This is a genomic window from Paenibacillus sp. FSL M8-0212 (genome assembly GCF_038004645.1).
Classification (GTDB): domain Bacteria; phylum Bacillota; class Bacilli; order Paenibacillales; family Paenibacillaceae; genus Paenibacillus.
In genome coordinates, this window is the sequence record NZ_JBBORP010000001.1 from 2874640 (window position 1) to 2901610 (window position 26971).

20 protein-coding genes are annotated in these 26971 nt (G+C 51.3%); 14 read left to right on the forward strand and 6 right to left on the reverse strand.

Annotated elements, in window-relative coordinates; all coding sequences use genetic code 11:
- Positions 1-8 precede the first annotated feature (8 nt).
- The 5 genes from MKX68_RS12815 (at position 9) to MKX68_RS12835 (ending at position 5661) form a co-directional block, all read left to right on the forward strand.
- A complete protein-coding gene (locus MKX68_RS12815) occupies positions 9-1058 on the forward strand; it encodes an ABC transporter substrate-binding protein (RefSeq protein ID WP_340912012.1) in 1050 nt (349 codons plus the stop codon).
- 171 nt (positions 1059-1229) lie between these two features.
- The gene (locus MKX68_RS12820; protein ID WP_445671117.1) at positions 1230-2090 is read left to right on the forward strand and encodes an ABC transporter permease; all 861 of its coding nucleotides are present in this window, start codon (positions 1230-1232) and stop codon (positions 2088-2090) included.
- A 2-nt stretch (positions 2091-2092) separates the two neighbouring features.
- On the forward strand, positions 2093-2887 hold the full coding sequence (locus MKX68_RS12825) for an ABC transporter ATP-binding protein (RefSeq protein WP_339788062.1): 795 nt from the start codon (positions 2093-2095) through the stop codon (positions 2885-2887).
- Between the two features lie 191 nt (positions 2888-3078).
- A complete protein-coding gene (locus MKX68_RS12830) occupies positions 3079-4257 on the forward strand; it encodes a winged helix-turn-helix domain-containing protein (protein ID WP_340912015.1) in 1179 nt (392 codons plus the stop codon).
- Between the two features lie 69 nt (positions 4258-4326).
- Positions 4327-5661, forward strand: coding sequence for an MFS transporter (locus MKX68_RS12835; RefSeq protein WP_340912017.1), 1335 nt, complete (start codon positions 4327-4329; stop codon positions 5659-5661).
- Between the two features lie 129 nt (positions 5662-5790).
- Here MKX68_RS12835 and MKX68_RS12840 read toward each other — a convergent pair whose 3' ends face one another.
- Both MKX68_RS12840 and MKX68_RS12845 read right to left on the reverse strand, forming a co-directional pair.
- A complete protein-coding gene (locus MKX68_RS12840) occupies positions 5791-6372 on the reverse strand; it encodes a hypothetical protein (protein ID WP_133386209.1) in 582 nt (193 codons plus the stop codon).
- A 30-nt stretch (positions 6373-6402) separates the two neighbouring features.
- Positions 6403-6936: a hypothetical protein gene (locus MKX68_RS12845; RefSeq protein ID WP_340912019.1), complete on the reverse strand. Its 534-nt coding sequence runs from the start codon at positions 6934-6936 to the stop codon at positions 6403-6405.
- A 198-nt stretch (positions 6937-7134) separates the two neighbouring features.
- On the opposite strand from MKX68_RS12845, the gene MKX68_RS12850 reads away from it, so the two are divergent.
- The 5 genes from MKX68_RS12850 (at position 7135) to MKX68_RS12870 (ending at position 15555) form a co-directional block, all read left to right on the forward strand.
- Positions 7135-7632: a DUF6385 domain-containing protein gene (locus MKX68_RS12850; protein ID WP_133386207.1), complete on the forward strand. Its 498-nt coding sequence runs from the start codon at positions 7135-7137 to the stop codon at positions 7630-7632.
- 46 nt (positions 7633-7678) lie between these two features.
- On the forward strand, positions 7679-9148 hold the full coding sequence (locus MKX68_RS12855; RefSeq protein ID WP_340912022.1) for a DUF6385 domain-containing protein: 1470 nt from the start codon (positions 7679-7681) through the stop codon (positions 9146-9148).
- A 78-nt stretch (positions 9149-9226) separates the two neighbouring features.
- On the forward strand, positions 9227-11509 hold the full coding sequence (locus tag MKX68_RS12860; protein WP_340912024.1) for a glycosyltransferase: 2283 nt from the start codon (positions 9227-9229) through the stop codon (positions 11507-11509).
- Entirely contained in the window at positions 11466-13436 is a 1971-nt protein-coding gene (locus MKX68_RS12865) for a tetratricopeptide repeat-containing glycosyltransferase family 2 protein (protein WP_340912026.1), read from the forward strand. Before MKX68_RS12860 ends, MKX68_RS12865 begins: the two co-directional genes overlap by 44 nt.
- A gap of 112 nt (positions 13437-13548) precedes the next feature.
- Entirely contained in the window at positions 13549-15555 is a 2007-nt protein-coding gene (locus MKX68_RS12870) for a glycosyltransferase family 2 protein (protein WP_340912029.1), read from the forward strand.
- A gap of 250 nt (positions 15556-15805) precedes the next feature.
- Here MKX68_RS12870 and MKX68_RS12875 read toward each other — a convergent pair whose 3' ends face one another.
- The 4 genes from MKX68_RS12875 to MKX68_RS12890 are packed head-to-tail and all read right to left on the reverse strand — an operon-like array spanning position 15806 to position 20301.
- Positions 15806-16477 (reverse strand): class I SAM-dependent methyltransferase, encoded by a 672-nt coding sequence (locus tag MKX68_RS12875; protein WP_047840836.1) that lies wholly within the window; start codon positions 16475-16477, stop codon positions 15806-15808.
- Entirely contained in the window at positions 16474-18015 is a 1542-nt protein-coding gene (locus tag MKX68_RS12880; protein ID WP_340912034.1) for a glycosyltransferase family 4 protein, read from the reverse strand. Before MKX68_RS12880 ends, MKX68_RS12875 begins: the two co-directional genes overlap by 4 nt.
- A 1-nt stretch (position 18016) precedes the next feature.
- Positions 18017-19009, reverse strand: coding sequence for a glycosyltransferase (locus MKX68_RS12885; RefSeq protein WP_340912037.1), 993 nt, complete (start codon positions 19007-19009; stop codon positions 18017-18019).
- Entirely contained in the window at positions 19009-20301 is a 1293-nt protein-coding gene (locus tag MKX68_RS12890; protein ID WP_340912040.1) for a tetratricopeptide repeat protein, read from the reverse strand. The genes MKX68_RS12885 and MKX68_RS12890 overlap by 1 nt, the downstream gene beginning before the upstream one ends.
- Before the next feature lie 383 nt (positions 20302-20684).
- Between MKX68_RS12890 and MKX68_RS12895 the strand changes: the two genes are divergently transcribed.
- The 4 genes from MKX68_RS12895 to cydC are packed head-to-tail and all read left to right on the forward strand — an operon-like array spanning position 20685 to position 26957.
- Positions 20685-22100 carry a cytochrome ubiquinol oxidase subunit I gene (locus MKX68_RS12895; RefSeq protein WP_340912042.1) on the forward strand — a complete coding sequence of 472 codons (1416 nt, stop codon included), beginning with the start codon at positions 20685-20687 and terminating at the stop codon, positions 22098-22100.
- Positions 22045-23100, forward strand: coding sequence for a cytochrome d ubiquinol oxidase subunit II (cydB, locus tag MKX68_RS12900; RefSeq protein WP_244898245.1), 1056 nt, complete (start codon positions 22045-22047; stop codon positions 23098-23100). Before MKX68_RS12895 ends, cydB begins: the two co-directional genes overlap by 56 nt.
- A gap of 1 nt (position 23101) precedes the next feature.
- Complete coding sequence (gene cydD / locus MKX68_RS12905; protein ID WP_340912045.1) at positions 23102-25018, forward strand: thiol reductant ABC exporter subunit CydD; 1917 nt, start codon at positions 23102-23104, stop codon at positions 25016-25018.
- Between the two features lies 1 nt (position 25019).
- Positions 25020-26957, forward strand: coding sequence for a thiol reductant ABC exporter subunit CydC (gene cydC, locus MKX68_RS12910; RefSeq protein WP_340912047.1), 1938 nt, complete (start codon positions 25020-25022; stop codon positions 26955-26957).
- The last annotated feature ends 14 nt before the right edge of the window (positions 26958-26971 follow it).

Consider the following 26971-nt stretch of genomic DNA (forward strand, 5'->3'; position numbering starts at 1 on the left):
TCTCACACATGAAAAAGAAATTTTGGATGTCACTGATGATGGTTGCTTCAATGATCGTTGCGGCAGGTTGCGGAAATAACAGCGGTACAAGCTCGGAATCCGAAGGATCGGGGAGTACAACAGGTGGAGGCAGCGAGGAAAAATCATACCAGATTGCCATCTCGCAGATTGTTGAACATCCATCTCTGGATGCTACACGTGAAGGATTCATCGCAGCACTGAAGGAAGCAGGCATTGAAGAGAACAAGAACCTCAAAATCGATTACAATAATGCGCAAGGTGATTCAACAAACAACCTGTCCATTGCACAGAAAATCTCGGGTGATTCCAAAAATGATCTCGTACTCGGCATCGCAACACCATCTGCGTTGGCTCTGGCTCAACAAGTGAAGGACAAGCCATTGTTGTTTGCAGCAGTGACAGACCCACTGGGTGCCAAACTGGTGACCGATATGGACAAGCCGGGCGGCAATGTTACAGGTGCATCCGACACGAATCCAGAGGCCATCGTACAATTGGCTGACTTTATCGCTAAAAATCTGCCGGATGTGAAAACGGTGGGCTTGGTCATTAACGAAGGTGAACCAAATGCGGTGGTTATGGCAGATAACGCAGAAAAAGCACTCGCAACACATAATATCAAGCTGGTGAAAGCACCCGTTACGAATACATCTGAAGTAAAACAGGCAACGGATTCTCTTGTTGGCAAAGTAGATGCCTTTTACATCACACTTGATAATTCTGTCGTGAGTGCGGTTGATACGATCATCCAAACGGCAAACAGTAATAAAATTCCGTTCTTCTCCAGTGATCGGGATACCGTTGAAAAAGGAGCTTTTGCAACGGTTGGCTTCAAATATTATGACCATGGATATCAGGTGGGTGAGATGGCCGCGGACATTCTGAAAAATGGTACGAATCCTGGTGATATGAAAGTCACCGTTCCGGACAAACTGGATCTGATCCTGAACCTGAAAGCAGCTGAAGCCCAAGGCATCACGGTTACGGATGAGATGAAAGCCGAAGTAAAAGACCAGGAAAACAACATTATTCAATAGAATCTGAGATTGATTCAATAATCTGACCGAAGTGTAATCCGGCAGTATGGATGCGAGGCGAACGTGCAACGGGTTCGCCTCATTCTTTTCGATAGACAGGGAGGAAGTAGCGTGAGTATAAGCTGGAATTCAATTGAAGGAGCAATCGAGCTGGGGCTTTTATATGCACTGATGGCACTTGGTGTATATATTACGTTCCGCATACTCGATTTTCCTGACCTTACCGTAGACGGAAGTTTTACAACAGGAGGCGCAATCGCGGCGGTTATGATCTCCAATGACTTCTCTCCTTGGCTCGCCTGTTTGGCGGCAATGGCTGGCGGCATGGTGGCCGGGGCTTGTACAGGTCTGCTTCATACCAAAGGCAAAATCAACGGATTGTTATCCGGGATTTTGATGATGATCGCGCTTTACTCCATTAATATGCGTATTCTTGGCGCACCGAATAAATCCATTATGGGTATGGACAATCCGTTCTCAGGTGAGCATGTCATGGTACTTATTATTATCATCGTGCTGGTGTTTAAAATCATGCTCGATCTGTTCATGAAAACAGATGTTGGACTGGCACTCCGCGCGACAGGTGATAACAAACGCATGATTCGCAGCTTTGGTGCAAATACGGATGTGACTACGATTGTAGGTGTCAGCTTATCTAATGGATTGGTTGCTCTGTCTGGTGCATTCATTGCACAGCAATCAGGTTTTGCGGATATCACGATGGGCATTGGTATGATAGTCATTGGACTGGCTTCGGTGATTATCGGTGAAGCTATTCTTGGTGCAAGAACGGTCTTCTGGGCTACACTTGCTGCGATTGTTGGTTCGATTATTTATCGGATTGTGGTCGCGCTTGCCCTTCAAGTGGAATGGTTTGATACATCTGATCTTAAGTTGATCACCGCGGTGATCGTCATTATTGCCCTTGTATTCCCAACGATGCAGCGCTCCATGAAGCAGCGAAGTCTGGCTCGCAAACGAACAGAAGAGTTGATGCGATCCGGGGGTCATCAGGCGAAGGGAGGTATGTGAGCATGCTGGAGATTACGCAAGTAACCAAGCTGTTCAACCCAGGCACAACGGATGAGAAGACCGCGCTGGTTGGCGTGAATCTGACGATGAATCCGGGAGATTTTGTGACGGTGATTGGCAGTAACGGAGCGGGTAAATCCACGCTGATGAACATTATCTCGGGTGTGATGAAGCCAGACATGGGTGATGTGCTGATCAATGACCGCTCTATTAAAAACCTGCCGGAGCATAAACGCAGCAGCTGGATTGGCCGGGTGTTTCAGGACCCGATGGCAGGGACAGCACCACATATGTCCATTGAAGAAAATATGGCGATGGCATATAAACGTGGCAAAGGACGCGGACTGGGCTTCGGAGTTACCCGTGCCAGACGTGAGGTTTTCAACACGCAACTGGAGAAGCTGGGAATCGGACTGGAGAAGCGTCCCAATGCAAAAGTGGGGCTTTTGTCTGGCGGTGAGCGGCAGGCACTCAGTCTGTTGATGGCTACGTTTACCCAGCCGCAGATTTTGCTACTGGATGAACACACGGCAGCCCTTGACCCTTCACGTGCCGAATTGATCACGGAACTGACGGAGACACTTGTGCGTGAGATGAGACTGACCACCCTGATGGTGACGCACAATATGGAGCAGGCCATTCGTCTGGGTAACCGTCTGATCATGATGGACAAAGGACGAATTATTCTGGATGTCAGCGAAGAGCGCAAACGTACGTTAACCGTGCCTGAGTTGCTTGGTGAATTCGAACGGATTAGCGGCAAAAAAATGGCAGATGATCGTGTCGTACTGGGTTAAGGCAAGGTAATACTTGTTGGAAGAACAGATATACGTAGCGTCTGCAATTTAGCTATCTATAAGATAAACGATAGAAACCTTTTGCGTTCTCGCAAAGGGTTCTTTTGTGGTATGTTGAACACGTTGAAGAAAATGGAAAGAATCTATATTATTTCGGAATAGCGAATTATACATAGTAGGAGGACCCTGACATGTCTTTGCAATGGGATGAAGGAACATATACGGTCACGCGGCGAACGGAATCCATTCGCTTGCTCGCCAAGGAATTTGCACTGCTGCATTTTCTGTATGAAAACAAGGAAAAAGCCTTCACCCGCAGTCAACTGCTGGATCGGGTATGGCCGCTGGAATATCCGGTTGAACGCACCGTGGACGATCATATCTATCGCCTGCGCAAGAAATTGAAACGTTGGGATGAGATCAGTCTGGACACGGTACGGGGTTATGGATACCGGCTTGCTGTGCAGGAGAACAAGTCCGCTCTACCCGCTAGCCCTTCTGCTCAGGACCCAGAAATGCAGGAAGTCATTCACGGATTACTTCGTAAATATCACTTGTTTGGGCAGGGAAATGCCATACAGACCCTGGTTCAACAGCAGGAAGCGCTTGGCATTCAGATTGCCCCGTATTATCAGTTGTATATTCATTTTATACAGGGAGATCTGGAGTGGCTGATTACAACCAAAGAAATTGCTTTTGAAGAACGCTTATACTGGTTATTAATTTTTGTCCATTCGCTAATTGAACCATCAGAAAGCTTACCCTTGTATGAGCAGGCATTGAGTTCATCTGCATTATCTGCCGATCAACTTCGGGAACTCCGCATTCTAAACATCGTTGAAGTCTATGTAGAGGTGGGCCAGTATCAACGTGCCAAAACGCAGCTTGAAGAAACGTATCGTGTAATAGAGACTGAGGAGCTGAAGAATTTCAGACTTCCTGTAGCACTTGCCGCGTTGTATGTGGAACTGTGGGGTGGCAGCGGTGAAGCTGTTGAGGCCCAGATGGCAGTCCTGCGGTCAGGATTGAAGGATGCCCCATATCTGCGGGAGATCGGACGTTTTCAGGTGATGGAGGGGTTATGGTTGCTTCGGCAAGGACGAGTTCGTGAAGCAGAGTTAAGAATGGATGACGGTCTGGATGTATTGAAAATGTCGCTGAACGCACCGCTATATCTGAATGCTGCATATCAGATTCTCCTATTCCTGGGTCATCATCGAATCGAAGGCAGACTTCGGAGTAAGTATCGTCAAGTGTACGCTGAGATCGGCAAAAGTTACGGTGTTCCCTTATATGGACAACAAATTGCAGATGAAGTACGTAACTTTTTATCTCCTACCTCCCCATCCTCTGATCTTCCTCTGATATAACTCCCTTATGATTACAGCCAAGGAACATACAGACCGTAAACGGCTGTAATCAAGGGAGGGAGTACATGTATGACCGTCATTTCAAATGAACCCACATCCAATGAATCCACCGAATTAACCGCCTCATCTGCGGAATCTTCCAAAAGCTTATGGACTAACCTCCAGTTTGTCCGCATGTTTATCGCATACTCGCTGGCTACGTTTGGAGATTGGTTCGATGCACTCGCCATCCAGGTGATGGTGGCCTACCGCTGGGGTGCTGATCCGCTGATCATTGCGCTTATTCCTGTATGTATGGCTGTCCCGGGTATACTGCTGGGCTCCTTTGGAGGTGCCCTTGCCGATCGACTTCACAAAGTGAAAATCATGATGCTGTGTGATGTGATCACCGTGGGATTAACCGTTGCTATTTTATTCGCACCAAGCCCGATCTGGCTGCTTCCACTTCTTGCTCTACGTGCCATGATGGGTGTTTTTCATGTTCCAGCCCAGCAGGCGTTAACCCGCCAGGTGGTGGCAGAGGAGCATCTGTTTCAGGCATCGTCCCTAAACGGTTTTGTAAGCCAGTGTTCGAAAGTGGCGGGACCACTTCTGGGTGCAGTCATTTTGGCCTTTTTCTCACCACAAATCTGTATTGTCATTAATGCCTGTACCCGCCTGTTGTCAGGTGCGGTATTGTGGCCCTTGCGGCGTTCGGTGGAGAAGGCGGAGTCCGTAGCATCAGACGGAAGTGCTGTTAGTGAAAAGGATGGATCGGAAACCTTGTTCTCACAATGGAAGCAAGGCTGGCGTTTTATACAGAGCAGTCGCACCGTACTGAGTACGATTTTATTCGGCTGTTTTGGACTCATGGCCATTCTTATGATTGATTATCAGTTTACGACCCTGTTTCGGGAGATCAAGCCAGGTAATGAATCACTGCTCGGCTGGTTGGGTTCATCTGCAGGCGCAGGGGCAGTAATCATCATTTTGTTGTTAAATCGCTTGCCGAGAATTGGGTATGGGTGGGGACTGGGTGGAGGATATCTATTCGTAGGTGCTGGAATCGCTGCATTGGGGTGGATCGGCCCACAAACACCTGAAATTTGGGTCATTATCTGGGGTCTCTGTATCGGGATAGGTAATGGACTCTTTATGGTAACACTGAATTATTTGTTGCAAAAAGAGACCCCTCCTGCCTATGTAGGGCGCGTCTTCGGCATCCAAAATTCACTATCCAGTGTTGTACTGGTCGTAGCTCCACTTGCAGGTGGGGCGCTCATCCGAGTTGCAGGGCCGAGTCCTACCTTTCAATATATCGGTCTCGCTACGCTGGTGATTGGTCTTGCCGGCATACTGCTGCAACGCATTTTGTGGGAAGGGAAGCAGCCTCTCGTGTCTGAAGCCAAAGAGATCATTCCGTAGGAATCGGTCTGACAGCCTGTCCGGACATTTTTAATTATCATTACATCTACAATATAACGAACAGCCGCTTTCGGTACTCATCCGAAGGCGGCTGTTTGCACATTGCATTGTTAAGCACGATTGAACGAATCACACTTCCCACCAAGCAAAATAAGCAGTAGACGCCATCAGTCCACCAACCGAAAGTGATCCGCTGACAGAGAGGTTAATGGCTTGACCTGGAGGAACCACATAACGGCCAAATTCATTGGACAGAAACGGCCCTGCTTGAAGGGGCATAGCCATCAATGGGGTCGCTCCTGAAGGCGCAGCAGCAGAAAATCGTACGATGGCTACGCTGGTATTGCTGCTGGAAAGATTGCTGTTTACCGGCGTGAGTGTGGTGGGCGATGTCAGTGTTCCATTAGCGCTGAGACTCATGGAACCGCTGAAGGATGACAACAGATTCAGTGCAACCGTGATTCCGCCGGAGAGCCGTGATACGTATAGGGTCTTCCCACTCCCTGCTGGATTGGCCAATTGTACGGTGGCGATAACCGTTCCTCCCAGTAACCCCAGTGTAGTGGAGTTGGTGGAACCTGCGTTGTACAGATTTCCTGTACTGCCAGCATTATTCTCCGGAGGTGCAACAATGCCGGGAGAAATATACGTGTTGGTGTTGGACGTATAGACGGGCTGGCTTAACGGGTTGAATACATTATTGTTTGGCACAGTGTGCACCTCCTTTTATCAGGATCAAACTCAGAATTCCCACCAGAACAGATTAATGGCTGCGGTCTGATTCCCCGTGCCTACGCTAATGGATAATGTTTGTCCCGGTGGCACAATAATGGAGCCATTCAGATCCAGTGAAAAAATTCCTGCGGTGAGCGGAATACTTGCAATACTCGTGAAGGTTCCCCCCAGAGTACCAGTATTTTGCCTTGTGGTAACTACACTGGCATTGGTATTGCCCAGTAATGTATTGACGGGCACTGGTGTGCTACCAACAGTCACGGTTCCTCCTGAATAGATAACAAGAGTAGCCGCCGCTGTTGTGCCTCCTGTGAGGCTGGATATGCGTATTGTTCGGCCGCTGCCGGCCGCATTCAAGATCTGTAGAAGAAGATTCTGGTTGGAAGGAATTAAGGTATTGTTGGTCGTCAGGGCAAAAAAACTGCCTGCAGCAGCTGCGCCGCTGTCTGGTGACGCTTCAATGCCGGGGGCTGAGAAGGTATTGGTCAGTTGAGTAAACAGGGGACGATTGGATTGGTTGAATACATTATAGTTGGTCATCTCATCCACCTCCCATAGACCAGTTCATTTGAGCAACATTCCGATTGATTCGCATTTCATTGTACTTGCAGTGTATGTGAAAAGAAGCAAAATGGATTGGGGACTGAGCCGTATATCTGGAAATAACGGCAGATGCCGTGCCCGCATATACAAACCGGGCATACGATGCGTAAGCACATTTTTTAAGGGGAAATCGAGATGAGTCGAACAGCGAAGCGAAGCAAGAAGAGAACGAAGCAACCAACTAAATATGTCAGTCGCCGCCGCTCCCGTCATTCCTGCCGCGCTAAATTGCTGAAACCCCCTTGTTCCCGGATTACTCGTCCCCGGTTCAAGCAGGGTGCTTCCTCACGCACGAAACTCCCTGGTGCTATTCATTGTTTTACAGAGCATACGTATGTCGGAGCCGAAACCAGTAGCAGCATGGATTCACTCCCGGCACAAGACACCTCATCACTCAGCATGTATACCTATGGCGTTGTGAATCGGGGAAAACATCCGGCGCTTGTACAGATCCAGATCAGCCCCAATGCCGTAGATTATGCTGTGGACAGCCAGGAGGTGGTCGCGGGAGGCCAGACCAAAGCGCTGGTACCATTGCGATTTTTGCACTATACCCGGCTTGCAATTCGATCCGTTGAACCGGATCAACCGACCCGGCTCGATGTTTACTTTCAGGCACAGCGTATGCCGTAAGGGAGTTATGATCTCACAGATTTGACCAGGGAGGAGGACGAGGCACATGCCTAACTTTACAACGTTTAATACGAATCCGGACAATCTGAGAACGTTGATTTTTGGCCAGGATAGTACAGGCACAGCCCAGCCTGTCAGAACGGATACGAGCGGGAACGTGGTTGGTATTATTTTGGACGGAACCATCAGTAACATCTCAGGTCTGACCACGGTTACAATTAACGCCGGAACCATTACCAACATTCTGAACGGAACCATCACGAGTGTACTTGGAGCGACGATCACGGCAGGTACGATCAACAGTGTGCTTGGAGCCACAGTTACAGCGGGTACATTAACGAACTTGCTAAATGGTACGATCACCAGTGTATTGGGAGCAACGATCACGGCGGGAACGATTACAAGTGTACTCGGGGCAACCGTAACAGCAGGAACACTCACGAACTTGCTGAATGGTACCATCACGAGTGTACTCGGAGCCACGGTGACCGCAGGAACACTGACGAACTTACTGAATGGTACGATCACAAGTGTACTTGGGGCGACGATCACAGCTGGAACGATCACCAGTGTACTCGGAGCTACGGTGACCGCGGGAACACTGACGAACTTGCTGAATGGTACGATTACCAGTGTATTGGGAGCGACCATTACAGCCGGAACAATCACCAGTGTGCTCGGGGCCACGGTGACCGCGGGAACATTAACGAACTTGCTGAATGGTACGATCACAAGTGTATTAGGAGCGACGATTACCGCCGGAACGATCACAAGTGTGCTTGGAGCAACGATTACAGCGGGTACCATTACAGGTATACTCGGAGCGACCATAACAGCAGGAACACTGACGAACCTGTTGAACGGAACCATTACCAGTGTACTCGGTGCAACGGTAACAGCGGGTACGTTGACGAACTTACTGAATGGTACGATCACGAGTGTATTGGGAGCAACCATTACCGCAGGAACACTGACGAACTTATTGAATGGAACCATTACAAGCGTACTTGGCGCAACCGTAACTGCTGGTACATTAACGAACCTGCTGAATGGTACGATTACGAGTGTACTCGGGGCAACGATCACCGCCGGAACACTGACAAACTTGTTGAACGGAACGATTACCAGTGTGCTCGGAGCCACAATTACAGCGGGGACACTTAGCAGTGTGACGTCCATTTCACAGAAGAGTTTTCAGGAGTCTCAACTCATAAGCACCCCGACCGCCAACACCTTCACAGCGCTTCCAGCGGTTACGACCAGTGTATTTGGCACGTATTCTTTCTTTGTATATAACCGGGGGCCGGGTGTGAACCGGGTAGATGCTCTTGTTGAGATCAGCGCCAACGGAACGAACTGGTACACGGATGTGACGACAGTAACGGGCATTTTGTCCGGGTCAGTGGATGTATTGGTACCACAGCGTTTTCTCAAATATACGCGTCTTTCCTACCGCTCCAGCCTAATCGGCGCACCAAGCACGATTGATGTGTTCTTCAATGGACAAGGCACATAACCCATTTATTTGTCATATAGGTACATGGAGTTCCTTTGGTGGACTTCATGTACTTTTTTGTATTGGAGGTGGTTGCATTTGAAGAACCGTTTACTTGGAATTCATATGATTGTGCAAAATGAAGAACATCATCTGCCCCGCTGTCTCGACAGCTTGAAGCATATCAGCACGGAATGTTTTATCACTGATACTGGCTCATCTGACCGTACACCCGAGATCGCCAGAACGTATGGAGCAACGGTGTTGCACGCCCGCTGGCAAGATGACTTTGCCCATGCACGAAATATCAGTCTGCCTCTGGCTGGCACCGAATGGGTCCTATGTCTGGATGCTGATGAGTACGTTACGCAGGGATTGGAAGAACTGCTGAATTATTTACCCAAAGTCCATAAAAGCATTTCAAGATTACGTATTACCATAGAAAATCGATACGGTGAAGGGGTGGAAGAGAGCGTTATCTCTCAGCCAGTGAGGCTGTTCCGTGCTCATCAGGGATATCGATATGCGGGACGCGTCCATGAGCAGTTGGTTCGTTGTATACCAAGCAAGCTTGTCCTGGATGAGGCTGCTGATATGAATAAGAGCGAGACCTATACAGATGAACAAAGCCAATTGATCGAGACTGAACCGCTTGCTCCACTATGTCTGGTTCATGATGGATATCTGGCCTCAACGATTGCGCAAGAGCATAAGCCAAGACGTAATTTGAAACTGATTGAGCGGGAACTCGCAGATGAGCCTGCACAGCCTTTTCACCTGTACAATCTGGGAGTAACGTATTGCCAGCTTGGTCAGGTCGAAAAGGCAATTGAAGTGTTCCGTGAATCATTGCGCCTGACAGAGTCGCTCGCGCCATATCGTTCTACACTGGTTAGAGATTATGCAAAGACCCTTGTAGGATCGGAACATTACGACGAGGCGAATGCAATTCTGGCTGTGGAAAGACAGTGTTATCCATCCTATGCTGATCTGCATCTGTTGTATGGGGAGACGTTGGAGCAGCAAGGTTTGGAGGAGCGTGCATATCAATCGTATGCCCGAGCAACGAACTGCCGGGAGGGAATAGACCGTGTTGGACACAGTGATGGCGGTAGCGCTTTAGACGCCTCATATGTAACGGAAGCAGGTTCTGACAGTTACAGAGCTTATACCGCCATGGCAAGACTTGCACAGAAACGGGGATTCCTGAATGAGTCTGCACATCTGTACGGGCTGGCTCTGGACAGCATGTTCACATATGCTCCGGCATGGGCAGGGTTGGCAGATGTGCTGCAACAATCCGGTGAAACCGATGAGAACATAGCAGAAACATTGCTCGCCAGATGCCGAGGATTCGAGGAATCGGGTCACGGTAATTCGATTCGTGGTGAAATGCTCCATTCATATGCAGTGACAAATGAGGACCATCTGGTGAAGGTGATTTATGTTCTAGCAGGCTGTGGGGCATATGAACAGGCATTGAAAATGCTGGATACTGATGTGCGTACCGCTCGTATCCATGTAGCTGATCGAATACATTGGATGTTGTGTGCGAATAGGGTTTCCGAAGCGCTGCAACTGGCAGAAGAACACTGGAGCGAAGGGTGTGTAAATGAAGTCAATCTGCTGGGGGAGCACAGAATGGATTGGGCACTGGCTTGTTGGACCAACGGATTACGATTATCCGAGGCGTTCCTCGCAACTACGCTTCCACAAGAAAAGAACGTTTGGAAGGTCATGGATCGACTGCTGAATCAGTTAACCAAAGAGCCGCGAAGCATGGATCCTGCGTCACAGGAACAAAAGCTTATGCAATGGGGTCCGCAGGCAGAGATGGTAGCAGAAAAGGTTGTGCAGCAAGCCGTAAAGACAGGACAGCTTATACTTGCTGAGCAACTGCATGAGTTGCGGGCAATGATGATGTGTGATCATTGGGGAACGGCTGTAACTTTACGACGGGAGTTTGCAAGTCTGCTGTATCGTCAGGGGTATACCATGGTAGCCGCGAACATCCTGATTCAGTGCATGACCGAGAGTGAGCTGGATGCCGAAGGGTTATTCTGGCTGGGTGAAACGCTGTATGCCAAAGGCCACAATGATCAAGCGCTGTCTCTGTTCGAGCAAGCTCTGGAGCGGGAGCCTGATATGCGGCAGGCCCGAGCTGGAGCAGCTGTATGTTACATGCGGCTGGCAATGGAGGCCATCCAGCAGGAGATGGTTCGTTCTTCGTCTTCAGGTGTACTTTCTGCACAATTTACTACACTGGAACAAAGGCTGCGAACGACCGAAGGCATCCCATGGCGTACGCTTTTCCATGCAAAGGAAAGGAGGAATCAGCTTGCGAGCGGAACGAATTTCCCTATGCATGATCGTGAAGGATGAAGAAGAGTTGCTGCCTCATTGTCTTGCCAGTGTCCAGGGAGCGGTGGACGAAATGATTGTAGTGGACACCGGTTCGTCGGACCGCAGCGCGGAGATTGCGAAGCAATATGGAGCGGTGGTTGTGGCATTTGAGTGGTGCGAAGATTTTGCCGCAGCACGGAATGCTGGCCTGGAGCGGGCTTCCGGCGACTGGATTCTCTTTCTTGATGCGGACGAGGCGCTCGATAGGGCTGCGCGTGAGCAGATCAGGAGCTGGACGGCGGTCAGCGGATGTGACGGATTGTTTTTAAACATTCATAACTATACAGGTACGGGTCAGCAGGGAGTTACCGTGAATCCAGTTTTGCGTCTCTTCCGTAATGCCTCGGAGCATCGGTTCGAAGGTCGAATTCATGAGCAGATTGCGGCGGCGATTTGCCGTAGGAATCCAGAGGCTGCTTTTCATGTGACGGACATGGTCATCCATCATTATGGGTATCAGACGGCGATTGTGGAGCGCAAAGATAAGGTGAACCGCAATGTCCGCCTGCTGCAACAGGCAGTGGAGGAAGAACCGGATCAGCCGTTCCATCACTATAATCTGGGTGTCGAGTATCTGCGTGTGGGGGAAGCGGAGCGGGCGTTGGAGACGTTTGGTGTGGCTCGGATGGGGATTGATCCTGCGATGACCAGTTACGCGCATTTGCTGTTCAAATATGAAGTTCGTTGTCTCCAGCATCTGAATCGCTGGCAGGAGGCATTAGATCGCATTGATGCTGCGCTTGAACTCTTTCCAGAGTACACGGATCTGATGCACCATCGCGGGGTATGTGCAGACGCATTGGGTGATGCAGATCGGGCAGAGTATTCGCTCCGTGAAGCTATTCGCATGGGTCCACCTCCCCCCATATACCATACGGAAGAAGGCATCGGCACCTATCAGACGTGGTATACGTTAGGACGATTGCTGGAAGGAAGGGCAGATCTGGAGGGTGCGGTGGATGCTTACGTGGAAGCGGTGCGCGCCAAATCCAGTCTGCTGCCACCGCTCTATCGGATATTCCGCATTATGCGAGTTTCCGGGCAGGAACATCAGATTCCAGAGCTGGTGAGGGAGCGTTTTGCACTCAGTTCGGAAGAGGCTACACACAAAGTATTGGGCATTCTGGAGCAATCTCGTTGTTATGATGCGGCTTTGCAATTGTTATCGGGTATATCCTCACAACCTTCCGCAGAGATGAGGGAGCGTTTATCTGTGGCGGAGGCGATGCTCCAAATCCAACAGGGAAGATGGAACAAGGCGCGTCTGAAACTGGAACCTGTGAGGCGGAAAAAAGGACTGCTTGCGATCTCGTCTGCCCGATGGCTCGAACGGTTGGAGTGGATCGAGGGGAAGAAAGTCAACGGAGATGATCCATTGACCTTGTGGTTGAAGCGTAGTTCGCAGGTGGGTGAAGGAACGAATGAGGAATCTGCTGTGCAGACAGGGAGAACGGTTGGTCTGAGAGCGACAAAGAAGAAGGACATGGACTCCAGCATAGACGGAATGGTCGCAGGAACAGAATATGACGGCTGGCAAGCCCTTGGACTGATGATGGAAGGATGTGTACAGTCAGGGAGATGGAAAGAGCTGCATAGCCTGATTCAGATGTGTCGACAGCAATTGGCGGGAGCAGGGTTATTGGTGGGAGAGAGCGGTCGAGTGGAAGAGAAGGAGAAAGAGATGGAAGGGAAAAAGGAAAACGGGAAGGCCGGTGACATGGAGTCGTTCCCTGGGGCTTCGGATACCCTGACGGGAACAAGCTGGCTGGTGAAAGGATTGGTCAGTGCTGCGGACCATCATCTGGAGGTGTTCGCTCAGCATGCAGATGGACAGCGGCACCGTTGTTGGCCTGTCGTTCAGCATATTCGGCTGGAGTTGCCGGGAGCGGACGGGTTTGAGAGCTGAGAGGGATCAGGCATGTGCGGGAGTTCAACTTAATTCAGCGGGCTAATGGATGGGGGCTGAACTCCTTTGGTGAGGGGTGTTGATGAATATGGGCATAGGGATTAGCTTGTGCATGATCGTGAAGGATGAAGCGGTGTCACTCCAGCGGTGCTTGAATGCAGTTAGGGATGTTGTGGATGAGATCATCGTTGTGGACACAGGTTCGATAGATGATACAACTGAAATTGCGCGTCTCCATGGTGCCGTTGTAATTCGTACGGAATGGAACGGAGATTTCAGTGAAGCCCGTAATCTGTCGCTGGCGGCTGCTACGAAACCGTGGATTCTGGTGCTTGATGCGGATGAAGTCTGGGTACAGACCCCACAGATGAAGGCAGAACTTGTGCAGTTGTTAGCGGCAAACAGAGACGACGTTTGGGGTTATTGGATACAGGTCACAAGTCTGCTAGGTGTGTCCGGTGAAGAGCGTGTGACGGATGCGGTATGTCGATTATTCCGAAATGATCCCCGAATTGCCTTTCAGGGCAGAATTCATGAAGAGATTGCTTCGTCCATCATGGCACTGGCTCCGCAAGGTGTGCTGCATTCTGGACTTGAAGTCATTCATTACGGATATCTGGAGCAGGCGATTACTGCCAAAAATAAAGGTGCACGCAACATGCAGTTGATACGTTCCGCCTTGAATCAGGAGGGAGATCAACCGGAGTTGTTATATGCTCTGGCTGCCGAATGGTTTCAGCAAGCGAAGTATGATGAAGCACTCCGGTTGTTGCAGCCATTATTGGCACAGCTTACACCGGAGTGCGGATATCACTCGGATCTGGTGCTGAAAACGGCTTACGCCTGGCGAGAGATTGGCAGCCCGGAGAGGGCGCTTGCTGTGGTGGAAGCATGGGCACCCGTGTATGACGATTTCCCGGATTTGTTGGAGCTTGGTGCTGTACTAGAACTGGATCAAGGGAGAGAGGATGTGGCCTTGAACTGGTTAAAACAGGCTAAATCCGCTGCTTCCACAGCCAGCAGGTATACATCAGTCTCTGGTGCTGGAACCTACCGCAGCCTGACGCTGGAAGGCATGGCGCATGAGCGGGCTGGCCGCTGGGCAGAGGCAGAAGCCGCATACACGGCGGCGCTAAGCATGCAACCCGGCAGCTTGCCTGCATGGCAGCGGCTGTTGTTGCTGGCCGCAGCCACTGGTCGGCCGCATGCCATCGCCAGCGTCGCCGCCCGGGTAAGCTTGCCGCCTGCTGCATGGCAAGCGTTGATCTCGGCCGCGCTGGCTGCGCATCGGCCGGAGTGGCTGCTGCGCCATGCGGCTGCGCTTGCTGGCCCGCTGCGGGCACAGCCGCTGGCCGCCGGGCTTGCGCTGGCCCAGCTGGGCGAGGACGCCGAGGCTCGGGCGGCTTTGCAGCCCTGGGCGGCGCATGCGCAGCACGGGCCAGAGGCGGCGCTCGCGCTGTGGGCGCTGGGCCACAAGCAGCCCGGCGGGCGCAACGCCCGAGCGGCGGCTCGCCAGCAGGCAGCGCTGCCCGCTGCGGCCCACGCCGCCGAGGCGCTGCTGCAGCGCGGGGCCTTGGCCGGCAGCTACGCCTCGGCGTGCAGCCCGCCCCGCGGCGCAACGCCCGCTGGCCCGGCCACGCCTGCGCCTGGCGACGTGCTCGCCGCTGCGCAAGCGCTCGCCGGCGTAGGCGCCTGGGCCGCATGGCTGCGCCTGCTGCAAGCCCTGCCGCCCCGCGGCGCGCTGGCGTTGCTCGCAGCGCTTCCGCCTGCGGCACGCTGCGGGCTGCTGCGCGCACCCGCGAGCGTCCGCGAAGGGCTGCTTGCGCTATGCGGCACGCCTGACGGCGCGCAGCATCCCTACGCGGACGAAGTGCCCGCCTCGGAGCGCATCGCTCACACGCTCCTCGCGGGCACGCTCGCGCTGCTCGCCGGGCGGCAGAACCTGGCGCGTGAATGGGCCGAATCGGCCCAACTCACTGCGCGGCAACCTGCCGCCACAGGTCGCCCGGCGACGACAATCCCGCCGGGCCTGCACACCCTGCTGCGCCTAACAGCACCCGGCGCAGCCTCTGCCAAAGAGTACACCAACCAGTGCAACATGTTACTGGTACACCTATAATTTCCTTTGATCTTTGATCTTTGATCTTTGATCTTTAATCCCTAATCTCTGATTTCTAGTCTCTAGTCCCCAACCCATGTATGTCCCCACATATTCCCGCAATAGCCCATCCCATTGAAATTGCAAAAGCAACGGAGCTACAGGTAATCGGAGCATTGCCCGAACCGTGTATTGTTCCGTTGCTAATGGGTTTAGCTCTCAAGCTCTCAATTTTCCACTCTGCACTTAACTCAACGTAACCCAATTTGTCTCAACCTTTGCATATCACCGCTCGAAAACAGCGGATCGGCGTGCCGTACATATCAGACCAGATGGCATCGTCTGGCTCTTTCACATTCAGCTTATCTTCAATGGTTAATCCGGTGACAGCCATGATTGTCTCCAGCAGATCCGGCCGCATCTCGGGTACATCGAAGGTAGCGATTAACTGTCCGTTTGGTTTCAGCACCCGAGCGAATTCACGAAAAGCTCGCAGCATCGTGCCTGTATCCAGATGCTCCAATACAGAGATACAGAACACCCGATCAAACTTACCCGACTCGTACGGAAGCTGGGCCAGATTAGCCTTTGCACGGTGCAATCGGACGAGAGTTGATTCCGGAAGATCCTGGGCGGCTTGCTCGCCAAAATCAGAAACAATATCCAGTCTTATCGCCTCTTCAGACAAAATACGTTCATCCCAGTCACAGGCGTGAACCTCGCGGCAGTTCTCTGCAAGCCAGAATTTGAATGGATGGGAGATGCCGCAGGCTGCATCAAGGACAACATCATCTGGACGTGCAAATCGCCGGGCCCATTCATATTCGTAGGGACGGCTCCACCATGCCGGATGCAGCGGGAAGACCAATGTGTCCGTTTTAGGGTCACTTTGCCTAATGTATCTTGATTCCATGAATTCCGTTGCCTTGGGCGTATCCATCATCCCCGAATTCCCTCCTTTAATCCTGTCTCTGCCAAAAAAGATTCCAACACCGTGCTCCACCGGCTCCGCCACCTGGCAAGATCATACGACAGTGCAGTCTCTCGCGCATAGATTCCCAGTCGTTCTCGCTCGGCCCGATCCTGTACAAGACGCACCAGTGCAGCGGTTAGTTCCTGCTCACCAGGAGGTACCAGCAGCCCATTAAAACCATCCTGAATCAGATCATTTAATCCGCCAACATTGGAGGCAATTACCGGGAGTCCACAGCTCATTGCTTCCAGACAGGCATAGGAGGTGCCTTCCGAGAAGACGGTTGGAATTACGGCGATATCTGCCTGATGGTAGGCCTCCCGAATATCCCGGAAATCATACGTGCGCTGGTTAATTCGCTCCGCATGTGGATGAGTACAGTGCCAGTAACGAAAGACTCTCCCGACCGTGCTGCCTTCGACCAGTTCCCCGGCAAATTCAACCTCCAGATCCGGAAAGGCTCCAAGTAGTTTATCTGCCGCCAGCATCATTGGAATAATACCCCGTTCCATGCTGATGCGGCGTGGATAGATAATGCGAATTGGGCGGGGAGATGTCACACGAGCATCAATAGCTTTCTTTTCAACCTGTCCCTGAATCGGACCATTAACCTGATGCTCAGCATCTGCTTCTGCTAGAATATCTGTAGCCCAATCCTTTGAATTTCGGTGGTTATGAGCAAACCTATACGTTTCGCCATCTGCCTCGACTTCTTCCAGTTTCGATAACTGCAAATGGAGATCTACCGTTCCTTTCCCCTCTCGTTCTTGATCGCTATCTGTATCCCCACCTCTATCTCCGTTAGCCTTACCACTGTTCGCTCCAGCACAACTCGTTCCGCCCTGGCCTTCTACAGCTTGCACCCCTGATATAACTGCACCAACATTTTCTTCATGACTCGCCAGATCATTCTTCCATGCGACAAGCCAATCGTCTTCCTGTTCTTGCTCAAAGGTTCGCGTTGGTGGGGCAGGTGTGAAATAGGACGTATCCACTGCATTGGGAATCAGGACAACCTGTCTTGGATCGGTATAGGTGCATGCAGCTCGGCAAAAGGTCTGGAAATGAGAATCCACCGATACAATGCGCACGAGTCCATCCAGAGCCAGCTGAATGTGTTCTGCTACTTGTTGTTTTGTCTCCAGTGGCAGTCCGGGACAATCCCAGTTAATGCCGTGACAGATGCCAAGACTGCCGGGTTTGTAGGTGATGGGTTGCCACAGACAGCTGGCATAGATCACTGGGCCGCGCGCTGCGGCTGCCATCCGGTCAAAGGCTTCCGGTACATTATCCATGTCGTACGAATAACCGAATACATCAATCTGCTCCGTCCGAGTCTGGAATGCTTCAAAATAGGACAGCTGATGAACCTCGGGAATATGCCCGAGTCCTCGGATGACACTGCACAGATCCAGAATATAGCGTTCCAGTCCACCCCCAAATACACGACCGAATTCCCGGTTGTACCCGTCGGTGAAACTATGCGTCAGAATACTCACCACGCCCATCTTACGGTCCCTCCTTCCAGGGAATCAGCCGAGGTTCCGGATCGAGAATAGACTCGTAATGTGCAAGATTACCCCACTCACCGCTAGGATCAATGCGCTTGTAACGCAAATATTTACGAACCCGGTCCTCCAGACTGCCGGCCCAGCCGAGATGCTGAACCTTCAGTTCCGTACTGACCCCAGGCAATACAGTGCAGGACAAGGGAAGACGAGGGACGTGATGATTCTGTTGTGGATAAAAATAAGGATATCCAGGCATATACCGTACAAGTGAAGCGGTATGCCGTTTGTGCAGAGACCAGAGATCATCTTCCCGGTAGTGGGTCCGGCCACCCCACATGTCGTAGAATCGAAATGCAAACCAGTCCGCATACTCCTGATTAATCAGAGTGCGTATGGCTTTCTTGGCCTCTGAGCTGTACAGCTCATCCGCATCAACTGAAAGCAACCAGTCGGGACGTGTTCCCGCAGCCGCTTGCCATAAGGTGTTGCGAAGGCGCCATTCCTCGGCGAACAGTGGTTTCTCCAATACCTCCAGACGGACCACCTTTGGATAGGCTTTGCATATGTCCGGTGTTCCGTCTGTGCTGGCATCGTCCACAATCACGATCTCATCCACGAACTCACTCAGATCATGCAATACTTCTTCAAGGTATCGGCCACGTTCATTGCGAACCTGGAGCATGGCGGTCAGCTTGTTGCCTTTGCTTTTGCGAACCCGACGAATGGAGAAGGGCTCTTTGAATACACTTGTTTCCTCTTGTGTTATAGCTGCACTCTGTTCTTCCTGACCTTGTGAATCATTCCAGTGATGCACTTGGCTTCGGATGTCCTGCGTTGGTTGCGCATGATTCGGGGTGTGATCTCCATTTTCCAATGCGTCTTTATGTGTTCGATCGACTGTTTCGATTGGCGTGTAGGTGGTTTCGGTTCGGATATCCCTGTGAACCATTGGCCCATTCAACTGTTGTCTACGCTTCTTAGGGTCCAGCATCATGGCACCTCCCCAAGCAATTGCTGTACAGCATGATCCAACAACTCCAGTTCGACAATCCGGGCGAGCGCATCTTCATCCTCCAGTGCCGTTTCGAGAAAATGTCGGACTGCCCCGTGCCGTTCCCCTCGCAGTGCCAGCGCACTGCCGGATAATTGCTGATAATCCCGGCGACTGGCATCATCCTGAATATCGACTGCATGCACCAGAGCCAGTGCCTCTTCCACACGTCCAGTCTCCTGGTAGATGCGGAATTTCCAATGTCTCGCCGTTTCTCCGCCAAGTTCGTCCAGGATACGCAGGGCATTTCCGTAATCATCGTTCATACGCAGTAGTTCCGCTCGTACAAGTTGATCTTCTCCTGCCTCCAGCCAGCGACATAACTGTTCATAATGATGCCGTTCCTGCTCATCGGATGCACTAATTCCGTACACTCGCAGGGCGTCCTCCAACTCTCCAGCCCGGGCATGAATGGCAGACAGGAATCGATAATGGGAGATCACACAATCACTGCGACCATTCATGACTGCATGGGTGAAGGCCTCTTGCAACGAATGGACGGCCCGCCGATCTTCAAGTAAGTATTCATAGGCTGCCAGCAAAAAGGATATCGTCTCATGTGCACCTGCTTTGGCACGAAGCTGGCGGTAGAAGTCGGCACGTACACTGCATTGGAGCAGGGTGACGCTATCCGGAGTGCCTGACAGGACCTGCCGCAGCGCATGCAGGAAGAACAGTTCGTAGTCCCGGAGAGGGACTTCGAGATCATCCTTTTGCATCGTACCCGCAGGTGCAGGGTCTTCGCCGCCCAGCCAGATAACACGTACGCCTTGGAATAACAGCTTCATATAACGTGTCTCGGAGGATGTGCCTACCAGATCGGCGATGCCGACCAGTTTGGAAATACTGCTCTCCCATAGGGGAGAAGATGATTCTTCCCCAGCAGGCTCAGGGAGCAGGACGATACATAGCTCCGGCTCCAGCGAGGCTGTAGCCATAAGCCAGTAGGGATGGGCGACTACGGCTACGGTGCGAGGTTCCAGCAATAGCTGCTCGGCTTCAGGGAGGGAGATGACGGTAATGACCGGAGGTACATCTTCTGTTTGCGTCAGGCTGCTGACATAGAAGACCTCTCCCTCGATCGACAGCAGTGCAGCAATATCGGGATAGGGAAAGGATGACCAGCCACCTTTGCGAGGGAAGAGAACATATCGGACAGGGGACTGTGCTGTACTGACCTTATCCAGGCTGGCTTCGGTGTCTTCACCTGGTAGTGGTGCAGGTTTTTCCATGAATAGTTCACCTCACCTTGACTGTAATATGGAGCGTCATTCGCTCTGCATGTGCTTCATGCTTTCACTTCATATGTAAAGCCCTCACGGTACTTCGCATGATATACCTGAGACTAACATATGGGCATTCCGTTCCAAACATGAGTATCTTCCATGAATAGATACAGTTGGCAAGCTGTGATAATAGGCTGAATTTTATCTTTTGTGTGACTAGGATCACTTTTTTTTGCTCTAGAGACGAAGATTGTGATAATTCTCACATGTATAAAATAGGTAATCTGGCACAATACGTTCATCAACGTATTTGGCGGACAGACAGCGAAGGTGCAGCTTCAATGCCAAATACGCATACTGCGAAGTGAACAGAAAGAAGGGGTAACGGTATGGATCCGATTATGTTATCGCGTATCCAATATGCACTTACAACGATTTTCCATTTCTTTTTTGTCCCGCTATCCATCGGTCTTGTACTGTTGGTTGCGATTATGGAGACGTTGTACGTTGTTAAGGGGAAGGAAATCTACAAAACGATGGCCAAGTTCTGGGGCAAGCTGTTCCTGATTAACTTTGCCGTCGGGGTAGTCACAGGTATTTTGCAAGAGTTCCAGTTCGGTATGAACTGGTCCGAGTACTCCCGATTTGTCGGGGACGTGTTCGGTGCGCCACTGGCTATTGAAGCGCTACTGGCGTTTTTTATGGAGTCTACATTTATTGGTTTGTGGATATTCGGATGGGATCGTTTGTCCAAAAAAGTGCATCTGGCCTGCATCTGGCTGGTGTTTGTCGGCACATTCCTGTCCGCGCTGTGGATTCTGGCAGCCAATTCATTTATGCAGCATCCTGTCGGGTTTGAGATTAACAACGGCCGAGCCGAGATGAATGATTTCTTTGCACTCATCACGAATGGTCAGCTTCTCGTCGAATTCCCACATACGATTTTTGGGGCATTGATGACAGGGGCTTTTGTCGTAACCGGGATCAGTGCTTACAAATTGATGAAAAAGCAGGATGTGGAGATCTTCCGCAAATCGTTTAATATTGCGATCATTATCGCTCTTGTTTCCTCGTTTGGTGTAGCTTTCTCCGGACACTTCCAGGCTCAATATCTCGTGGAGACACAGCCGATGAAGATGGCAGCCAGTGAAGGCACATGGACAACGACAGAAGATCCGGCACCATGGACGGTGGTCGCTTTTATTGATCCGGATAAACAGGAGAGTACGGGTGAGATCAAAATCCCTGGATTGCTCAGTTACCTGTCCTACAGCAAGTTCTCCGGTAGTGTCAAAGGCATGAAGGAGCTTCAAGCTGAGTATGAACAGACGTATGGACCGGGGGACTATATCCCGCCAGTACGGACAACGTTCTGGAGTTTCCGTATCATGATTGCAGCGGGTGGTTTGATGATTGCACTGGCGCTATACGGTACGTTCCTAGCCATGCGTAAGAAGCTGGAGGTCGCTGGGAAGTGGTTTATGCGTCTGATGGGATTCGCTATATCCTTGCCATTTATCGCCAATACATCAGGTTGGATTATGACCGAGGTTGGAAGACAGCCATGGACGGTATTTGGTTATATGACCACCGAAGCCGGAGTCTCACCGAATGTATCCGCAGGAATGATCCTGTTCTCGACCATTGCTTTTACCGCTGCGTATACGGTTCTCGGAATCGTGATGGTATACCTGTTCGTACGTGAGATCAAGGCAGGGCCATTTGCGGTCGAGAAGCCAGAAGATCACGATGAATCGGCCGATCCGTTCGGCGTGGATGGAGGTTATTCCGTTGTCACTAAGTGAGTTGTGGTTTTTGCTGATTGCCGTATTGTTTGTTGGTTTCTTCTTTTTGGAAGGTTTTGATTTTGGTGTGGGGATGTCTACAGGTATTATCGCCAAAACAGATCGTGAACGCCGGACTCTGATCAACTCGATTGGTCCGTTCTGGGATGGTAATGAAGTATGGCTGATTACAGCAGGGGGCGCGATGTTTGCCGCCTTCCCGCACTGGTATGCCACATTGTTCAGTGGTTTTTACCTGCCACTTGTAGTGGTGTTACTCGCCTTGATTGGTCGCGGAGTTGCTTTCGAATTCCGCAGTAAAATGAAACAGCAGCGCTGGCGCAAAACGTGGGACATCATCATTGTTGTCTCCAGCGCGCTCTTGCCTTTCCTATTCGGCGTGGTCTTTGCCACATTGATGAAAGGTCTGCCCATTGATGGGGAGATGCAGCTGCGTGCAGGATTCCTCGATATTGTTAATCCGTACACCGTGATTGGTGGCTTGAGCGTAACCCTGCTGTGTCTGGTTCATGGATTGCTGTTTGCATCACTACGAACAGTAGGTGATCTCAGAGAGCGTGCCTTGAAGACAGCGCAAAAATTAATGCTGCCGCTGGCTGCACTGCTCGCTGTTTACGCGTTAATGACGTATTTCATGACCGATGTGTTCGCCGTACGCGGCTGGGCTCTTTGGATTATGGTTGTACTCGGCGCAGTCTCGCTTGCACTTGCGGCATACTTTGTTCGTCAGAAGCGTGAAGGCTGGGCTTTTGGGATGACTGGGGCAGTGATTGCAATTGCTTTTGCCTCGGTCTTTATTGGACTTTTCCCAAGAGTGATGGTGAGTTCCTTTGGAGCGGCATATGACCTGACTGTATACAATGCCGCATCGGGCGCTTATTCATTGAAAGTAATGACAATTGTAGCCTGCACACTGCTGCCGTTTGTTCTCGGTTATCAGATCTGGAGTTATTATATCTTCCGCAAACGTCTGAACGAGCAGCACCACCTGGAGTACTGATATGGGACGGGGGCTAATGAAGCTGCCGGGCATCCGGCCGGTACTTGCGCTGGCCTCAGCGCTGGTGCTGCTACAGGCGATGACGATCATTATGCAAGCCAAATGGCTGGCACAGGCCATCACGGCATTGTTTGAAGGTTCATCCGTAACGGAGCAGTACCCGGTACTGCTGCTGTTCCTGGCTGCTTTTGCCGCCCGCTACGCCTTATCCTTCTGGTTACAACTCGTGACATCACGATATGCGGAGAGGACAGGGACCGATCTGCGCAGACAGATGGTGGAGCAGTGGTTCAGGCTCGGGCCGCGTTATGCCAAGACGGAAGGCACAGGCCATCTGGTTACCCTGGCACGTGAGGGAACAGCTCAATACAAGACGTATCTCGAACTATTCATTCCTCGTATGCTGGGCATAGGATTCACACCTATCGTCATTCTGCTGTATGTGTTTAAGCTGGATCTAATGTCCGGGGTTATTCTGATGCTGACACTCCCAATCCTGATCGTGTTCATGATTCTGATTGGTTTGGCTGCGCAGCGCAAGATAGATGGACAATTCAGGTCCTACAAAGCACTCGCTAACCATTTTGTTGACACCTTGCGGGGTCTGGAAACGCTGAAAACGTTGGGACAGAGCAAAACACACGAAGGGTCCATTCTGCGGGTCAGTCAGCGGTATCGGAAGGCGACGATGTCTACCCTGCGCATGGCTTTTCTTTCTTCGTTTGCTCTCGATTTCTTCACCATGCTGTCCGTTGCTTCCGTGGCAGTTGGTCTGGGATTACGTCTGACGGAGGGACATATGCTGCTTGGCCCTGCACTGACAGTACTGATTCTGGCACCTGAATATTTCCTGCCTGTACGTATGCTCGGCGCTGATTATCATGCCACATTGGACGGTAAGGAAGCCGGAGCGGCTATCAACCAAGTGATTGAACGGGGGAAAGTCGCCGAACAGAAACAAAAAGAAGCCTATGCAAATGTTGTTGCACATCCCGTTACGGCAGAGGACGAGGCTGGATCTACACCATCATTATCTTTGGGTAAAAGGAAAGCCGCTACTTCGACCATACGTGTCGTGTTGAATGATAAAACGGCTGCGGGGCATCTTGCTCCTGATCCTGCCTCTGTTTCTACTACTCCTGAGCTTGTTTCTTCCTCTTCCTCAGTGTTCTCTTGGAATGAGAATAGCAGATTGGCTCTAACGGATGTACAGGTACGGCATGATGATGAAGGTCCTTATTCGCTAAAGGATGTCACATTTCAGATTACAGGTCTCGGCAAAATCGGTATTATTGGCGCCAGCGGAGCAGGCAAGTCCACGTTGATTGATGTGTTGGCTGGGTTCCAATTGCCTACGTCGGGTCAAGTTTTGGCTAACGGTCAGCCAGTTACATCGGATATGCTCGAATCCTGGCGAAGACAGACGGCAGCTATCCCGCAGCATCCGTATATCTTTAGTGGAAGTCTGGCCGATAACGTTCGTTTCTACATGCCGGAGGCTTCGGATGCGGAGGTGGCTAAGGCCATTAGCGCAGCTGGATTAACCAAGCTGCTGTCCTCATTATCCGGTGGGCTACATGAGCCTATTGGGGCTGGCGGCAGACAGCTCAGTGGTGGGCAGGAGCAACGGGTGGCGCTGGCAAGAGCCCTGCTTAGTAAACGGAACATCCTGCTGCTTGATGAACCGACAGCTCATCTGGATGTGGAAACAGAGTATGAATTGAAACAGACGATGATGCCGCTGTTTGAAGGAAAACTTGTATTTTTGGCTACCCATCGCCTGCACTGGATGCCGCATATGGATCGAATTATTGTCATGGATGGCGGCACAGTGGCAGAGACGGGAACACATCAGGAATTACTGGCACGACAAGGTGTATATTATCAGATGATTCAGGCCCAGATGGAGGCGATATAAAATGAAGTCCGGATATGAACACATGGAGACCGTCCGTAACGGAAAAGAAAAAAATAGCTGGATTGCTCCGTATGTGGCACAGTACCGCTGGAGATTCATTGCAGTCATTGCGCTAGGTACATGCGCTGCCTTGTGTGCGGTACTGCTGCTGTTCACCTCCGGATTTCTGATCTCCAAGTCTGCGCTGCGTCCTGAAAATATTCTGATGGTGTATGTACCTATTGTTGGTGTACGTGCATTTGGGATATTCCGCGCCGTCTTTCGATATATCGAGCGATTGGCAGGCCATGATGCCGTACTGCGGGTGTTGGCCGATCAGCGGGTGAAGTTATATCGCATTCTGGAGCCACAGGCCCTGTTCCTGCGCTCTCGTATGCAGACCGGGGATGTGCTTGGAGCACTCGCCGATGATGTGGAGCGGTTGCAGGATATCTATCTGCGCACCGTTTTTCCCGCCGTCACCGCGCTTGTGATGTACGGTGGGGCTGTGATTGCCTTTGGCAGTGTTGATCTGGGATTTGCGGTGTGGATGGGCTTGTATATGTTATTTCTCGTTGCCGTGTTACCTGCGATTTCCCTGAAAGTGACGTGGAAATGGCGTGTACGGCTGAAAAAGGAAAATAGCAGGTTGTATACCCGTCTGACCGACGGTGTGCTTGGACTGGGGGATTGGCTTGCAAGTGGGCGAGCCGCGGAATTTGTTCAGCAGCAGGAAGAGGCGGAAGAACATGTCGACGCGGTTCGTCGCAAATTGCGGCGCTGGACACGCTGGCGTGATCTGATGGCTCAGTGTGTCATTGGCCTGATGGTATTATCGGTTACGTTATGGGCTGGGAACGCCGCTTCTGTCGGACAGTTACCTGCCGTGATGATTGCTGCTTTTGTGCTGGTGTTATTTCCACTTACGGAATCACTTCTGCCTGTAGGGGATGCGGTGGAGCATCTTCCACAGTACCGGGAATCACTGGATCGCTTGAAACAGCTCGAAGGGAAAGATTATCTTCCGTTGCAGAATGGAGCCGGTGATGCGGATGGAACGGGCGAATCGATCTCTGTAGTAAAAAACGGCAACGTGATGGCTGGACAGCCATCCGAGTCCTTGCCATCTGCGAATGATATCCCGGACAGACGAATTCGTCTTCGCATTCCACCCAAACTCAGAGCAGACATCGAGATCAATCACGTTAGTTACCGCTATGCATCTGATGATACTTATGCCGTACAGGATGTATCCCTTCATCTGCCACAAGGCAAACGTCTGGCTATTCTTGGACGAAGCGGCGGCGGCAAATCAACCTTGTTGAAGCTGATTCAGGGGGCTTTGCGTCCATCTGGGGGGAAAGTTCTGATCAATAATATGCCTGTGCAAACCTTGGGTGAGAGTGTCACTGATGTCATTGCGGTGCTGAATCAAAGCCCACACCTGTTCGACACCACAGTAGCCAATAATTTGCGGATTGGACGTCCGCATGCAACAGATGAGCAGATTCGTCAGGTGGCCGCCCAAGTAGATTTATCCGGTCTGATCGAATCCTTGCCGCAGGGATATGATACGCCGATGCTGGAGACAGGTCTGCGTTTCTCCGGTGGGGAAAGGCAACGAATTGCACTGGCCCGGGTACTGCTCCGGGAGACACCTGTTATTATATTGGATGAACCAACCGTTGGGCTTGATCCTGTGACTGAACGCGAGTTGATGCGAACCATTCTGGATAGCTTGCAAGGCAAAACGATGATCTGGGTCACCCATCACCTGATTGGTGCGGAACAGATGGACGAACTTATTTTTATGGAAAATGGAAAGATTGCCATGCAGGGTTCTCACGAACAATTGCTGGCTGGGGAAGAGCGATACCGGCGTCTCATTGAACTTGATCGGCCGGGGTGGTCTGACTTGCAGACAGTAAAGGGCAAGCTGCCTACTGCCGCTTCCAGATAGCAGGAACTTTCTCG

Bases quoted from the DNA above. Each gene is read 5' to 3' on its own strand.
- MKX68_RS12815 (WP_340912012.1), top strand. From the start codon at position 9: ATGAAAAAGAAATTTTGGATGTCACTGATGATGGTTGCTTCAATGATC.
- MKX68_RS12820 (WP_445671117.1), top strand. From the start codon at position 1,230: ATGGCACTTGGTGTATATATTACGTTCCGCATACTCGATTTTCCTGAC.
- MKX68_RS12825 (WP_339788062.1), top strand. From the start codon at position 2,093: ATGCTGGAGATTACGCAAGTAACCAAGCTGTTCAACCCAGGCACAACG.
- MKX68_RS12830 (WP_340912015.1), top strand. From the start codon at position 3,079: ATGTCTTTGCAATGGGATGAAGGAACATATACGGTCACGCGGCGAACG.
- MKX68_RS12835 (WP_340912017.1), top strand. From the start codon at position 4,327: ATGACCGTCATTTCAAATGAACCCACATCCAATGAATCCACCGAATTA.
- MKX68_RS12845 (WP_340912019.1), bottom strand. From the start codon at position 6,936: ATGACCAACTATAATGTATTCAACCAATCCAATCGTCCCCTGTTTACT.
- MKX68_RS12850 (WP_133386207.1), top strand. From the start codon at position 7,135: ATGAGTCGAACAGCGAAGCGAAGCAAGAAGAGAACGAAGCAACCAACT.
- MKX68_RS12855 (WP_340912022.1), top strand. From the start codon at position 7,679: ATGCCTAACTTTACAACGTTTAATACGAATCCGGACAATCTGAGAACG.
- MKX68_RS12870 (WP_340912029.1), top strand. From the start codon at position 13,549: ATGATCGTGAAGGATGAAGCGGTGTCACTCCAGCGGTGCTTGAATGCA.
- MKX68_RS12875 (WP_047840836.1), bottom strand. From the start codon at position 16,477: ATGATGGATACGCCCAAGGCAACGGAATTCATGGAATCAAGATACATT.
- MKX68_RS12880 (WP_340912034.1), bottom strand. From the start codon at position 18,015: ATGGGCGTGGTGAGTATTCTGACGCATAGTTTCACCGACGGGTACAAC.
- MKX68_RS12885 (WP_340912037.1), bottom strand. From the start codon at position 19,009: ATGCTGGACCCTAAGAAGCGTAGACAACAGTTGAATGGGCCAATGGTT.
- MKX68_RS12890 (WP_340912040.1), bottom strand. From the start codon at position 20,301: ATGGAAAAACCTGCACCACTACCAGGTGAAGACACCGAAGCCAGCCTG.
- MKX68_RS12895 (WP_340912042.1), top strand. From the start codon at position 20,685: ATGGATCCGATTATGTTATCGCGTATCCAATATGCACTTACAACGATT.
- cydB (WP_244898245.1), top strand. From the start codon at position 22,045: ATGAATCGGCCGATCCGTTCGGCGTGGATGGAGGTTATTCCGTTGTCA.
- cydD (WP_340912045.1), top strand. From the start codon at position 23,102: ATGGGACGGGGGCTAATGAAGCTGCCGGGCATCCGGCCGGTACTTGCG.
- cydC (WP_340912047.1), top strand. From the start codon at position 25,020: ATGAAGTCCGGATATGAACACATGGAGACCGTCCGTAACGGAAAAGAA.